Source organism: Streptomyces sp. NPDC060031, from assembly GCF_042736805.1.
GTDB lineage: Bacteria > Actinomycetota > Actinomycetes > Streptomycetales > Streptomycetaceae > Streptomyces.
In genome coordinates this window covers 17,920-31,478 of the sequence record NZ_JBHWVM010000094.1, presented here as the reverse complement: position 1 = coordinate 31,478, position 13,559 = coordinate 17,920, and the positions used below count along the sequence as shown (strand labels likewise).

At 72.0% G+C, this 13,559-nt stretch carries 13 protein-coding genes; 4 read left to right on the top strand and 9 right to left on the bottom strand.

All coding sequences use genetic code 11. The features are described from left to right. Positions 1–291, top strand: a 291-nt coding sequence (locus tag ACFWB8_RS30790) for a hypothetical protein (protein ID WP_385234364.1), incomplete at its 5' end; no start/stop codon positions are given. Positions 292–473: 182 nt separating this feature from the next. Here the strand turns inward: ACFWB8_RS30790 and ACFWB8_RS30785 are convergent. Further along, positions 474–1,481: a stage II sporulation protein M gene (locus tag ACFWB8_RS30785; protein WP_385234361.1), complete on the bottom strand. Its 1,008-nt coding sequence runs from the start codon at positions 1,479–1,481 to the stop codon at positions 474–476. Positions 1,482–1,605: 124 nt separating this feature from the next. Between ACFWB8_RS30785 and ACFWB8_RS30780 the strand changes: the two genes are divergently transcribed. Further along, positions 1,606–2,541: an RDD family protein gene (locus ACFWB8_RS30780; protein WP_385234357.1), complete on the top strand. Its 936-nt coding sequence runs from the start codon at positions 1,606–1,608 to the stop codon at positions 2,539–2,541. Here the strand turns inward: ACFWB8_RS30780 and ACFWB8_RS30775 are convergent. Both ACFWB8_RS30775 and ahcY read right to left on the bottom strand, forming a co-directional pair. Further along, the gene (locus tag ACFWB8_RS30775) at positions 2,538–3,170 is read right to left on the bottom strand and encodes a hypothetical protein (RefSeq protein ID WP_385234354.1); all 633 of its coding nucleotides are present in this window, start codon (positions 3,168–3,170) and stop codon (positions 2,538–2,540) included. The genes ACFWB8_RS30780 and ACFWB8_RS30775 overlap by 4 nt on opposite strands. Before the next feature lie 89 nt (positions 3,171–3,259). Further along, complete coding sequence (gene ahcY / locus ACFWB8_RS30770) at positions 3,260–4,696, bottom strand: adenosylhomocysteinase (RefSeq protein ID WP_385234351.1); 1,437 nt, start codon at positions 4,694–4,696, stop codon at positions 3,260–3,262. A 352-nt stretch (positions 4,697–5,048) separates the two neighbouring features. Here ahcY and ACFWB8_RS30765 point away from each other — a divergent pair, with 352 nt between their 5' ends. Then, on the top strand, positions 5,049–7,133 hold the full coding sequence (locus ACFWB8_RS30765) for a fructose-specific PTS transporter subunit EIIC (protein WP_385234348.1): 2,085 nt from the start codon (positions 5,049–5,051) through the stop codon (positions 7,131–7,133). A 72-nt stretch (positions 7,134–7,205) separates the two neighbouring features. Here the strand turns inward: ACFWB8_RS30765 and ACFWB8_RS30760 are convergent, their stop codons facing one another. From ACFWB8_RS30760 to ACFWB8_RS30735, 6 genes are all read right to left on the bottom strand, one after another. Further along, positions 7,206–8,141: a cation diffusion facilitator family transporter gene (locus ACFWB8_RS30760; protein WP_385234345.1), complete on the bottom strand. Its 936-nt coding sequence runs from the start codon at positions 8,139–8,141 to the stop codon at positions 7,206–7,208. 72 nt (positions 8,142–8,213) lie between these two features. Beyond that, positions 8,214–9,371, bottom strand: a complete 1,158-nt coding sequence (manA, locus tag ACFWB8_RS30755; RefSeq protein WP_385234342.1) for a mannose-6-phosphate isomerase, class I — start codon at positions 9,369–9,371, stop codon at positions 8,214–8,216. Positions 9,372–9,419: 48 nt separating this feature from the next. Continuing rightward, complete coding sequence (locus ACFWB8_RS30750) at positions 9,420–10,553, bottom strand: SIS domain-containing protein (protein WP_385234339.1); 1,134 nt, start codon at positions 10,551–10,553, stop codon at positions 9,420–9,422. 52 nt (positions 10,554–10,605) lie between these two features. Further along, positions 10,606–10,794, bottom strand: a complete 189-nt coding sequence (locus ACFWB8_RS30745) for a Trm112 family protein (RefSeq protein ID WP_365916561.1) — start codon at positions 10,792–10,794, stop codon at positions 10,606–10,608. A 207-nt stretch (positions 10,795–11,001) separates the two neighbouring features. Further along, positions 11,002–12,372, bottom strand: coding sequence for a phosphomannomutase/phosphoglucomutase (locus ACFWB8_RS30740; protein WP_385234336.1), 1,371 nt, complete (start codon positions 12,370–12,372; stop codon positions 11,002–11,004). 78 nt (positions 12,373–12,450) lie between these two features. Then, a complete protein-coding gene (locus ACFWB8_RS30735) occupies positions 12,451–12,828 on the bottom strand; it encodes a DUF3499 domain-containing protein (RefSeq protein ID WP_385234333.1) in 378 nt (125 codons plus the stop codon). 217 nt (positions 12,829–13,045) lie between these two features. On the opposite strand from ACFWB8_RS30735, the gene ACFWB8_RS30730 reads away from it, so the two are divergent. Next, positions 13,046–13,528 (top strand): metallopeptidase family protein, encoded by a 483-nt coding sequence (locus tag ACFWB8_RS30730; protein WP_385234330.1) that lies wholly within the window; start codon positions 13,046–13,048, stop codon positions 13,526–13,528. Positions 13,529–13,559: the final 31 nt, after the last annotated feature.

Sequence of the window (13,559 nt, the reverse complement as noted above, 5' to 3'; positions counted from 1 at the left end):
TCAAAGGAACCTCATCCACCGAAATGGACGGGGTATCAACTTTTGGCGTTGATTTTTGGCACGCTGTTGAGTTCTCAAGGAACGGACGCTTCCTTCGTACTCACCCTCTCGGGCTTTCCTCCGGGCGCTTCCTTCGTTCTTGTGTCTCCGACTCTATCAGACTCTTTCGTGTCCGATTCCCGGTCGAAGCGGGTTTCGCTTTCCAGGTCTTTCGCTTTCGCGCTTTTCCTTTTCGGCGATTTCGACTCTATCAGAAGTTTTCCACCGGATTTCCCGGCTTCGGATCTCTGAAGGGAGAGTCGACGGTGCCCACTTGGAATTGAATTCCCGAGGGGCGAGAGAGATGTTAAACCATCGCTGCCGAACTTGTCCAGTTCGAGGCAACCGTTCGAATCTACCTCCCCACGGCCACCGTGTCAACGGTGTTCGCGGGACGACGAGGAGACTAGCAGCTCAGTGGGCCCGTACGCACATCAGGCCGCGGTGGGCAGGGTAGCCGTCCGGTCCGCCGTCTCCACGTCGCCGACCTCTCCCTCGCGGGAGGCGCGGCCGCCCAGCACGTAGACATACAGCAGGAAGGCGGCCTCGGCGGTGACGCCGATGGTGATGCGGGCCCAGGTGGGCAGGCCGGAGGGGGTGACGAAGCCTTCGATGAGGCCCGAGACGAAGAGGACCGCCGCCAGGCCGATGGCCATGCCGAGGGCGGCGCGGCCCTGTTCCGCCAGGGCCTCGCGGCGGGTGCGCGGGCCCGGGTCGATGACCGTCCAGCCCAGGCGCAGGCCCGTACCCGCGGCGACGAAGACGGCCGTCAGTTCGAGGAGGCCGTGCGGGAGGATCAGGCCGAGGAAGACGTCGAGGCGGCCGGCGGAGGCCATCAGGCCGATGCCGACGCCGAGGTTGGCCATGTTCAGGAAGAGGATCCAGAGCACCGGCAGACCCAGGAAGGCGCCCAGCACCAGGCACATCGCGGCCGCCTGGGCGTTGTTCGTCCAGACCTGGGCGGCGAAGGAGGCCGCCGGATGGCTGGAGTAGTACGTCTCGTACTCGCCGCCCGGCTTCGTCATCGCCAAGAGGTCCTCGGGGGCCGCGATGGCGCCCCGGACCTCGGGGTGGGTGGCGATCCACCAGCCGATGAGCGCGCCCAAGGCGGTGGAGATCAGCGCGGTCGGCACCCACCAGCGGCGGCTGCGGTAGACGGCCGCCGGGAAGCCGGCGGTGAAGAAGCGGGCCGCGTCGCGCCAGCCGCCGCGGCGGGCGCCGGTCACCGTGGCGCGGGCGCGCGCGACGAGCTGCGTCAGGCGGCCCGTGAGCATCGGGTCGGGGGTGCTGGACTGGATGAGGGAGAGGTGGGTGGAGGTCCGCTGGTAGAGCGCGACGAGTTCGTCCGCCTCGGCTCCGGTGAGTCTGCGGCCGCGGCCCAGGAGCTGCTCCAGCCGGTCCCACTCCGCCCGGTGGGCCGCCACGAAGACGTCGAGATCCATGTGGTTGGCGCTCCCCTGCCCCTGGTCCGCTGCCGGTCCCCTGATTTTTCCTGCTTGTTCTGTGGTCAGCTTGGCAGACTGGATGCCGAAGGGGCGGGCCAGGTCACGTGAAGGGTGGGCATCGGTGAGCGATCTGGTGACGGGGGACGCGGTCGTCCTGGGGCTGCGGCCTGCGAGGCTGCCGAGCCGGGCGCTGGCGGTACTGCTCGACCTGCTCGTGTACGTCACCGGGTACCTGCTCGTCTCGCTGGGACTGACCTTCGCCATCGCCTCGATGGACACCGCGGCGCGGGCTGCCGTGCAGGTCGGGTCCTTCGTCCTGGTGCTCGTCGGCGTGCCGATCGCCGTGGAGACGCTGAGCCACGGGCGGTCGCTGGGCAAGCTCGCGTGCGGGCTGCGGGTGGTGCGGGACGACGGCGGGCCGATCCGGTTCCGGCACGCGCTGGTGCGCGGGGCGATGGGGGTCGTCGAGCTGCTGGGCACCTTCGGTGCGGTGGCGTGCATCGCCTCGCTGGTGTCGGCGCGCGGGCGGCGGCTCGGGGACGTCTTCGCGGGGGCCCTCGTCATACGGGAGCGGGTGCCCGGGGCGCGGGTGATGCCGGTGCCGCCTCCGCCGCCGTGGCTGGCGGGACGGTTCGCCGGGCTGGACCTGTCGGCGGTGCCGGACGGGCTGTGGCTGGCGATACGGCAGTACCTGACGCGGATGAACCAGCTGGACCCGCAGGTGGGTGCGGCGATGGCGGCGCGGCTCGCGGACGATCTGGTGGCGCGGACCGGGGCGCCGGCGCCTGCCGGGGTGCCCGCGGCCGCGTTCCTCATGGCGGTGGTGCACGAGCGGCAGTCGCGTGACGCGGCCCGGGCCTTTACCCGTACGGCTGCTGCTCCCGCCCCGGCGCCCGCGCCCGCTCCCGCGTCTGTTCCCGCGTCTGTTCCGTACGGCGGGATGCCGGTGCTGCCGGCGGTCGCGCCGGCCGTGGCTCCGGTCGCGCCGGTGGCTCCCGCCCACGTGGCAGCCGTACAGCCGCCCGCGCGCGGGACCGGGTTCGCCCCGCCCGCCTAGGCGCCCTGGCCCTGGCCGTCGAATGAGGACGGCGGGGTCTCCAGGTGTTCGAGTTCGATGCCGGGGGCCGAGAGGATCACGTCCCCGGCGAGGTGGATCGTGTGGACCTCGCCGGTGTCCAGGGCGCTGACCTGGTACTCGTCCACCAGGAGCGGGCCGCTGTCGGTGGGGTGTTCCTCGCGTCGCAGCAGGGCCCAGGCCTGGTCGACGGTGCGGGGGGCCAGCACCGGGTCGGTGAGTGCGACGAGCCGGACGCGGGTGGCGGGGGCGCCGGGGGCCAGGCGGAGCAGTCGGGCCGTCGCGACGAGGAAAGCCGGGGAGGTGCCGGTGAAGCCGGGGGCCTGGACGTTGCCCTCGGTGGCTTCGGCGCCGGCGGGGTCGGTGCGCACCCAGGTGACGCCGTCGATGGCGGCGCCGCGGACCTGCCAGCTCGAGGCGTTCACCTCCAGGCGGATGGGGCGTCCGAGTTCGTCGATCGCGAGGTCGACGGAGCCGCGGTGATCGCCGTCCGGGCCGGTGATCTGGGAGACGTAGCGCCAGCCGGAGGGGCCCGGGGCGCAGTGGAAGTGCTCCTCGCCGAGCGGGGTGTGGTCGTGCGGGTCGTGGAGCGAGTAGCGGCCGCGGGGCATGGGGTCCGGAGTCCAGTCCTTGGGTGGGTACGGGGCAGGCCCCCGGCGAGGTGCCGGGGGCCTGGCTCGGTGCTGTGGATCCGCGGGGATCAGTAGCGGTAGTGGTCCGGCTTGTACGGGCCCTCGACCTTGACGCCGATGTAGTCGGCCTGCTCCGGGCGCAGGGTGGTGAGCCTGACGCCCAGCGCGTCGAGGTGCAGGCGGGCGACCTTCTCGTCGAGGTGCTTGGGGAGCACGTACACGTCGGTGGGGTACTCGGCCGGCTTGGTGAAGAGCTCGATCTGGGCCAGGGTCTGGTCCGCGAAGGAGTTCGACATCACGAAGGACGGGTGGCCGGTCGCGTTGCCCAGGTTCAGCAGACGGCCCTCGGAGAGGACGATCAGGACCTTGCCGTCGGGGAACTTCCAGGTGTGGACCTGGGGCTTGACCTCGTCCTTGACGATGCCCTCGATCTTGGCCAGGCCGGCCATGTCGATCTCGTTGTCGAAGTGGCCGATGTTGCCCACGATCGCCTGGTGCTTCATCTTGGCCATGTCGGCGGCCATGATGATGTCCTTGTTGCCGGTCGTGGTGATGAAGATGTCGGCCGTCTCGACGACGTCCTGGAGCGTGGCGACCTGGTAGCCGTCCATCGCGGCCTGGAGGGCGCAGATCGGGTCGATCTCGGTGACGATGACGCGCGCGCCCTGGCCGCGCAGCGACTCGGCGCAGCCCTTGCCGACGTCGCCGTAGCCGCAGACGACCGCGACCTTGCCGCCGATGAGGACGTCGGTGGCGCGGTTGATGCCGTCGATGAGGGAGTGGCGGCAGCCGTACTTGTTGTCGAACTTCGACTTCGTCACGGCGTCGTTCACGTTGATCGCCGGGAAGAGCAGGGTGCCCTCGGCCATCATTTCGTACAGGCGGTGGACACCGGTGGTGGTCTCCTCGGTGACGCCGCGGATCTCGGACGCGAGCTGCGTCCACTTCTGCGGGGTCTCCCCGAGGGTGCGGTTGAGCAGGGTGAGGATGTAGCCGTACTCCTCGGAGTCGGCGGTGGCCGGGTCCGGGGCGGAGCCGACCTTCTCGAACTCGACGCCCTTGTGGACGAGCAGGGTGGCGTCACCACCGTCGTCGAGGATCATGTTCGGGCCGCCGGTGGGGGTGTTCGGCCAGGTCAGCGCCTGCTCCGTGCACCACCAGTACTCCTCCAGCGTCTCGCCCTTCCAGGCGAAGACGGGGACGCCCTGCGGGTTCTCCGGCGTGCCGTTCGGGCCGACGGCGATGGCGGCGGCCGCGTGGTCCTGGGTGGAGAAGATGTTGCAGGAGGCCCAGCGGACGTCGGCGCCGAGGGCGACGAGCGTCTCGATGAGGACGGCGGTCTGCACGGTCATGTGCAGGGAGCCGGTGATGCGCGCGCCGGCCAGGGGCTGGGTTGCCGCGTACTCCCGGCGGATCGACATCAGGCCCGGCATCTCGTGCTCGGCCAGGGTGATCTCCTTGCGGCCGAAGGCGGCAAGGCTCAGGTCTGCGACCTTGAAGTCCATGGGTGCTGCTCCTCATGGTTCGAGAGGGTGGGTACGGCTGAGCTGTGCACCGGCCGTGGTGAGGCGGGGCGGCACACCGAGCACAGTCCGTCGGGGGCCCTCTCTCCCCTCGGCCGGTCACGGGACCGCCCGACCGCCATCAGCAGCGACGCCTGACACTGATGACGAATCTACACCGACCGGCGGAGCGTGCCCCAGTCGGCGGAGGGGCAAGGCGGATCGTGGGGTCGGGCCTTCCAGCGGAACAGTTCAGGCCTTTCGGACCTTTGATCCACCTCCTCCCTGGAGCAGGATGCGGTGGGATCGGGCCGGATGCGCGATCCCGCAGGACCGAAGGCGTGAGGAGATTCCAGTGACCAGTGCGGCAGGCCCTCCCGGTGGCGGAGGCGCGAGCGGGCGCAGTCCCGTGAAGTTGGTCGCCGTGACCGCGTGTCCCACGGGCATCGCGCACACCTATATGGCCGCGGAGAAGCTCCAGCAGGCCGCCGACCGGCTGGGTGTCGGGATGAAGGTGGAGACGCAAGGCTCCATCGGGGCCGAGAACCTGCTGACTGACAACGATGTCAGGGAGGCGGACGCGGTCATCATCGCCGCCGACAAGGAGGTCGACCGCGAGCGCTTCGCCGGCAAGCGGGTCCTGGCGACGGGCGTCGCGGACGGCATCCACAAACCGGAGGAGCTGATCGAGCGCGCGCAGAGCGCGCCGGTGCAGGCCGGGACGACCGCCGCCGCGGGCGATGGCGGCGGCGCGGGCGCGGGCGACGCGGGCGCGGGCGGCGGCCGGCAGCGCAGCCAGGCGTACAAGGCGCTGATGAACGGCGTCTCGTACATGATCCCGTTCGTGGTGGTCGGCGGTCTGCTGCTCGCGGTCTCGATCGCGCTGGGCGGCCACACCACGCCCAAGGGCATCGAGTTCGACAAGGACTCGTTCTGGTTCTACGTCAACGCCCTCGGCGGGCTCGGCTTCAAGCTGATGCTGCCGATCTTCTCCGGCTACATCGCCTACGCACTCGGCGACCGGCCCGCGCTGGTCCCCGGCATGATCGGCGGTTTCCTGGCCGCGGACGCCGTCAACATCTACGGCGCGGACGCGAACGCCGGCTTCCTCGGCGCCATCGCGACGGGCTTCCTCGCCGGCTATCTGGTGATTTGGATCAAGAAGGTCAAGGTCCCGAAGTTCGTCATGCCGATCATGCCGATCATCGTGATCCCGGTGTTGTCGACCTTGGCGCTCGGACTCTTCTACATCTACGTCATCGGCCGGCCCATCTCCTGGGTCTTCACGACCCTCACCAGCTGGCTGAACGGGATGACCGGCTCCAGCGCGATCGTGCTGGGCGCCCTGATCGGCCTGATGATCGCCTTCGACATGGGCGGTCCGGTCAACAAGACCGCCTTCCTCGTCGCCGTGGGCCTCATCGGCACCAACAACCACGTCATGGGCATGGCCGCCGCGGCCATCCCGGTCATGCCGCTCGGCCAGGGCCTGGCCACGCAGCTGCGCCGCAAGCTCTACGGCGACCAGGAGCGGGAGACCGGCATCGCCGCTCTGTTCATGGGCTTCTTCGGGATTTCCGAAGGCGCCATTCCCTTCGCCGCCGCGCGGCCCGCGCAGGTCATCCCGGCGAACATGCTCGGAGGTGCGGTGGCGGGTGCCGTCGCGGGTCTGGCCGGTGTCGAGAACTCCGTACCGCACGGCGGTCCGATCGTGGCGCTGTTCGGCGCCGTCAGCGGTGTCGCGATGTTCTTCGTCGCCATGGCGCTCGGTGTGGCCGTCACGGCGCTCACCACGAACGCGCTCATCGAGATCAAGCTCCGCAGGAACGGTACGGCGCCCGGGTCCGTCGCGGCCGCTGCGGTACGGGAGCCCGTGCTCGTCGGCGCCGGAGCGGGCGCCGCCCCCGGTACCGGGGCGGCCGTCCGGCCGGGCCGGGCCCCGGCCCTGACCCAGACGTCGGCCCCGGCCGGCGCCGCGGAGCCCGAGGTGCTGTCCGGGTACCTGACCGCGCGCACCGTGAAGACCGAGCTGGCCTCGGACTCCAAGGAGGCGGCGATCCGCGAGATGGCCGGGATGCTGGCCGACACCGGCAACGTCCGGGACGTGGACGAGCTCGTACGGGTCGCCCTCGCCCGGGAGGCGCAGGGCACGACGGGCCTCGGCGAGTCGATCGCGATCCCGCACGCCAAGACGGACGCGGTGGCCCGCCCGACCGTGGGCTTCGCCCGCTCCGGGGAGGGCATCGAGTGGGGCGCCCTGGACGGGACGAAGGCCCGGCTGATCTTCATGATCTCGGTGCCGGAAGCCGCGGCCGGCGATGAGCACCTGCGGATCCTGGCGCTGCTGTCGCGCAAGCTGATGGACACCGGCTTCCGGGAGCGCCTGCAGGGCGCCCCGGACGAGCGGGCGATCCTGGACGTCCTGCGCGAGATCCGGTAGGTCCCGGCCGGCACGCCTACGAGGAAGGCCCCCGCGGCCGTCGCCGCGGGGGCCTTCTCGTACGCGGAGCCGTCAGGCCTTGCCCGCCTCGTGCGCGGCGGCGTCGTAGATGTCGGGCTCCAGGTAGATCACCCGGGCGATCGGCACGGCCGCGCGGATGCGGGCCTCGGCGGCGTCGATGGCGTTCGCGACCTGGGTCGCGGTGTCGTCGTGCCGGACGGCGATCTTGGCGGCGACCAGCAGCTCCTCGGGGCCGAGGTGCAGGGTCCGCATGTGGATCACGCCGGTGACGGTGTGCCCGTCGACGAGCGCGGCCTTGATCTTCTCGACCTCTTCCGTGCCCGCGGCCTCGCCCAGCAGCAGGGACTTGGTCTCCGCGGCCAGGATGATCGCGATGACGATGAGCAGGACGCCGATGCACAGGGTGCCGATGCCGTCCCAGACTCCGTCGCCGGTCAGCAGCGCGAGGCCCACGCCCCCGAGTGCCAGGACCAGGCCGACGAGCGCGCCGAGGTCCTCCAGCAGGACCACGGGCAGCTCGGGAGCCTTGGCGCGCCTGATGAACTGGCCCCACGACAGCGTGCCGCGGATCTCGTTCGACTCCTTGATCGCCGTACGGAAGGAGAAGGACTCGGCGAGGATCGCGAAGACGAGGACGCCGACCGGCCAGTACCAGTGCTCGATCGCGTGCGGGTCCTTGATCTTGGCGAAGCCCTCGTAGATCGCGAACATGCCGCCGACCGTGAACAGCACGATGGAGACGAGGAAGGCGTAGATGTAGCGCTCACGCCCGTAGCCGAAGGGGTGCTGCGGCGTCGCCTCGCGCTTCGCCTTCTTCCCTCCGAGGAGGAGCAGCCCCTGGTTCCCGGAGTCCGCCAGCGAGTGGACGCTTTCCGCGAGCATCGACGAGGATCCGCTGAAGAGGAATGCCACGAATTTGGCTACAGCGATGGCGAGGTTGGCGGCGAGTGCCGCCACGATCGCCTTGGTACCGCCCGACGCGCTCATGGATGCGGGGTGTCCTTCCTAGCCACTGACTACCGGCCGCACATTGTTGCAGCCGGCGGGACGGACGCTGCGTCAGACCACCACGGTGGCACGGAAGACAGTACCGGTCCCGGACAGTTCGGCCTTTTCGCCCGCCGGCACGAACACCGACTCGCCCGGGGCCAGGGTCAGTTCGCCCGCCATCGGGGATCCGGCGGTGCACAGCAGGATCTGCGGGGCGCCGTCCGGGAGGGTCTGCGGGGCGCCGCCGGGGGCCAGGTCGAAGCGGGAGAGCCGGAATTCGTCGATGGGGGTCTCGTAGACCTCCTCGCCGTCGCCCTCGGGGCGCAGCAGGCCGGGCTCGCTGGGCTCGAAGATGACGACCTTGAGCAGCTCCGGGACGTCGACGTGCTTGGGGGTGAGCCCGCAGCGCAGCACGTTGTCGGAGTTGGCCATCAGCTCGACGCCGAGTCCGTCGAGGTAGGCGTGCGGGATGCCGGCGCCGAGGAACATGGCTTCGCCGGGCTGGAGTCGGACGTGGTGGAGCAGCATGGCGGCGATCACGCCGGGGTCGCCCGGGTAGTCGTGCACGAGCCCCGCGTACGGCGCGTACGGGCCGCCGAGCCGTTCGGCGGCGGCCGCGGCCTCGGTGACCGTACGGGCCATCTCGGCGCGCTCGGCGGTCAGTACGGCGGTGAGCACCTCGCGCAGCGCCGCCTCCTCGGGGTGGGCGCGCAGCAGGTCGGCGTACGGCTTGAGGGAGTCGACGCCGAGGCCTTCGAGCAGCACGGCGGCCTCCAGCGGCGGGCGGAAGCCGCACAGGCCGTCGAAGGGGGTGAGCGCGCAGACCAGTTCGGGCTTGTGGTTGGCGTCCTTGTAGTTGCGGTGGCCCGCGTCGATCGGGACGCCGCGGCTCTCCTCGTCGGCGAAGCCCGCCCGGGCCTGGGCGAGGTCGGGGTGGACCTGGAGGGAGAGCGGGGCTCCGGCGGCGAGGATCTTGAGGAGGAAGGGCAGCCTGGGGCCGAACTTGGCGACGGCGGCCGCTCCGAGCTCGCCCTCGGGGTCGGCCGCGATGACGTCCGCGAGGGTGCTCGTCCCGGCGCCGCGGTCGAGGCGGGACGGCGCCCCGGGGTGGGCGCCCAACCACATCTCGGCCTGGGGCTCACCGGTCGGCTCGACTCCCAGGAGGGCCGGGATCGCGGTGGTGGAGCCCCAGGCGTAGGGGCGGATCGTGTTCGTCAGGCGGTCCATCGTCGTCTTTCTGGATCTGGAACTGGAGCGGGGCGGCCCGGGTGTGCCTCAGCCGTGTCCCCTGGAAGCCAGCGCCAGGTAGGCGGTGGCGAAGTCGGTGACGGCGAGGAGTTCGGCGAGCTGTTCGAGCTCCGTGCCCTCCTCGGGTTCGAGCTCGCTGATGGCCGTGTCGTGGCTGAGGGCGAGTTCGCGGGCGGCGGGGGCGGCCGTCAGACCGCCGGCCGGCCGGTCGCGCAGCAGGACGACGCGGGCGCGCAGGGCCTGGGGTTCCTCGACCCGGTCGCGGAAGAAGTCCTCGGGGTCGGCTCCGGCGGCGAAGGACCCGGCCAGCAGGACCCCGTGGGCGGGCAGCGCCTCGGGGAGCTCGGCGGCGAGCGCGGGGCGGCCGGCGAGCTCGGCGAGGGTGGCGGCGAAGCGGCGGCCGGCCGGGCCGGCGGCGGCGCCCTCGCTCCAGATGAGCGGGAGGGAGTCGGCGAGCTCGGAGGCGAGGGTCTTGGCCGGGTTGGAGTAGGTGGCGATGGCGGGGCCGCAGCGCTCGGCGGTGCGGTCGAGCCGGTCGGCGACGAGCTGCAGGGTGCCGGGGGCCGCCGTGATCAGGCCCACCTTGTCGAGGAGGACCAGCAGCGGGGTCAGCAGTGCCCACAGGGCGCCGGGGCCGGCCGCCGCGGACTCGTCGTACTCCTGGTACGGGGCCCTGGCCATCGGTACGAGGAGGCCGTGCGCGCCGTCCACCGCCTCGCTCAGGGGCGAGCGTTCGGGCGCGACGGCGACGACGGTGCAGCCGCGCCGGTAGGCCTGCTCGGCGAGGACGGCGAGGCCGGGCTCGGTGCCGTCGGTGGTGGCGATGAGCAGCAGGTCGACGGGGCCGGCCCAGCCGGGCACCGCCCAGCGCAGTGCGCCGGGGGCGTGTGCGACCCCGGTGGGGTGCAGCCGGGTGACCGGGGCGGAGGCTCCGGCGAGGGCGCCCAGCAGGTCGGCGACGCCGGTGGCGGCGGTGCCGGGGCCGGCGATGAGCACGGCGCGGGGGCGGCCGTCGGGGCGCAGGTCCCCGAGGCCGGCCTCTGCGGCGTGCCGGACGGCGGTGCGGACCCGGGCGCCGGCCTCGGCGGCGCCGCGGAGCAGGCCGCGGCGGTCGGCGCGGGCCAGGTCCTCCGGTGCGTCGAGGAGCGACTCGTCGAGCATGGCGGCCTCCGGCGGTGTTGACGGCGTGGGCGGTCTGCGCGGGTGGGGCGGGCTACGCGGGGCGGCGCGCCTCGTCCACGAGGAGGACCGGGATGCCGTCGCGTACCGGGTAGGCGAGACCGCAGTCCGCGGTGCCGGTGCAGATCAGCTCGGGTGCCGTCTCGTCGGCCGACTTGTCCTCGAGGGGCGAGTGGCAGGCGGGGCAGGCGAGGATCTCCAGGAGGCCGGCTTCGAGCGGCATGGGGCGGGTTCCCTTCGGGGATGTGGATCGGGCGAGGTCAGCGTACCGCCGAGTCACCTTCGGTGCCGCGTCGCTGCGCTGAGCTGTGCTACGGGGATCCCGGCCGGACCGGACCGCGGGGCACCGCCCGGACCCCGCGCCTCGAACGGCGGCGGGGCTGAAATGGCCCGGCGGGGCCGGGATGGTGCAGCCCCGCCGGGGTTTGGGTCAGGCGCGGACGAGGGCGAGGACCTCGTCGCGGACCTTGGTGAGGGTGGCCTGGTCGCGGGCTTCCACGTTGAGGCGCAGGAGCGGCTCGGTGTTGGAGGGGCGCAGGTTGAACCACCAGTCGGCGGTGGTGACCGTCAGGCCGTCCAGTTCGTCGATGGTGACGCCGTCCTGGGAGCCGTAGGTCTCCTTGACCAGGGCGGTGCGGCCGGCCTGGTCGGCGACGGTGGAGTTGATCTCGCCCGAGCCGACGTAGCGGTCGTAGGAGGAGACCAGGTCGGACAGGGTGCCGTCCTGGCCGCCGAGGGCCGCCAGGACGTGGAGCGCGGCGAGCATGCCGGTGTCCGCGTTCCAGAAGTCCTTGAAGTAGTAGTGCGCGGAGTGCTCGCCGCCGAAGATGGCACCTGACTTGGCCATCTCCTCCTTGATGAAGGAGTGGCCGACGCGGGTGCGGACGGGGGTGCCGCCGTTCTCCTTGACGACCTCCGGGACGGACCAGGAGGTGATCAGGTTGTGGATCACGGTGCCGCTGCCGCCGTTGCGGGCCAGCTCGCGGGCCGCGACCAGGGCGGTGATGGCGGACGGGGAGACGCCCTCGCCGCGCTCGTCGACGACGAAGCAGCGGTCGGCGTCGCCGTCGAAGGCGAGGCCGAGGTCGGCGCCCTCGGCGATCACGCGGGCCTGGAGGTCGACGATGTTCTTCGGGTCGAGCGGGTTGGCCTCGTGGTTCGGGAAGGTCCCGTCCAGCTCGAAGTACATGGGTACGAGGTCCAGCGGGAGGCCCTCGAAGACGGTGGGGACGGTGTGACCGCCCATGCCGTTGCCCGCGTCGACGACGACCTTCAGCGGGCGGATGGCGGTGAGGTCCACCAGGCCCTTGAGGTGCGCGGCGTAACCGGCGAGGCTGTCCAGCTCGGTGATGGTGCCCGGGACGGTGCCGGCGGGGATCGCCGGGGCGCCCTCGTCGGTCCACTTCTCGGCGAGCTCGCGGACGGTGGACAGGCCGGTGTCCTGGCCGACCGGGGCGGCGCCCGCGCGGCAGAGCTTGATGCCGTTGTACTGGGCCGGGTTGTGCGAGGCCGTGAACATCGCGCCGGGCAGGTCCAGCTTGCCGGAGGCGTAGTACAGCTGGTCGGTGGAGCACAGCCCGATCAGGGTGACGTCGACGCCGCGGGCGGCCGCGCCGCGGGCGAAGGCGCCGGACAGGCCGGGCGAGGAGGGGCGCATGTCGTGGCCGACGACGATGGCCGTGGCTCCGGTGACCTCGACGAAAGCGGCACCGAACAGCTCGGCCAGGGGCTCGTCCCACTCGTCCGGTACGACGCCTCGTACGTCGTATGCCTTGACGATGTTCGAAAGATCTGCGGCCACTGCCTGCCCTCCTGAAGGTCCTGTGCGGTGGAGCAAACCTACCTCGTGTGGAAAGCGGCCCTTCAGACGATCCGGGTGTCAGGAGTCGGGCGAACGCAGGACACGCAGGTGTCCTCGACGTGTCTCGCCGGTGGCCTGGGTGCCCGGGCGGCGGCCGCCGCCGGCCTCGGCCGCGCGCTCCGGCGGACGGGCCGCCTCGCGCACGGCGTTGGCCAGGGCTTCGAGGTCGTCGCCGGTGGGGCGGGACGGCGCGGAGCCGTCGGAGAGGCGTACGACGTCCCAGCCGCGCGGGGCCGTCAGGCGCTCCGAGTGCTCGGCGCACAGGTCATAGCAGTGGGGTTCGGCGTAGGTGGCGAGCGGGCCGAGAACTGCGGTCGAATCGGCGTAGACGTACGTCAGTGTCGCGACGGCAGGGCGGCCGCACGCGGTGCGCGAACAGCGACGTACAAGGCTCACGACGTTGGACGGTACCGCACTCTTGACCGGGCCGCGACGACACTACCGCCGGTCACTCCCCCGTGTCGTCGTGCCGTCGGGGTGCGGGCCGTGCCCGGTCCGGTGCGGGGAGTCCGGAACGCGGCCCAACCTTGGCCGAATCGTTCCGCGTACGACATCGGACCGTGGCCGGGGCGAAGGCCGGATCGGGGGCGGGGGCGCGGGCTACGCTGCGGGGGTGACGGACAGCCCTCTGCCCCCTCCCCTCCCGGCCGACTCCGCCGCCGGGCCTCCCGCCGAGCCGCGGGTGCGCCGGCGTGACCGGCACGGGCGCGGGATGCGCGGGCCGGTGGCCCCGCCGCAGGTGCCGCTGTCGGCGAGCCGGGCGGAGCTCTTCGGCGACCTCGTACGGGATTCCGTGGAGCGTCTGGAGCGGCGCTGGCCGCAGCTGGCCGAGGTGGAGTTCCTGGTCGGGGACGTGCCGGGCCCGCCGGGCGGTCCGGACGCCGGCTGGAACGACGAGGCGGTGCCGCTGGGCGGGCTGTCGGAGCCTGTGGACGGGCGGCCGGCCCGGATCGTGGTGTTCCGCCGGCCCGTGGAGATCCGTGCGAAGTCGCGGGACGACAGGGCGCTGCTGATCCACGAGATCGTGGTGGAGCAGGTGGCGGAGCTGCTGGGGCTGTCCCCGGAGACGGTGGACCCGCGCTACGGGCAGGACTGACGCGCCCTGCCCGTACCCGCGCTGCCCGTAC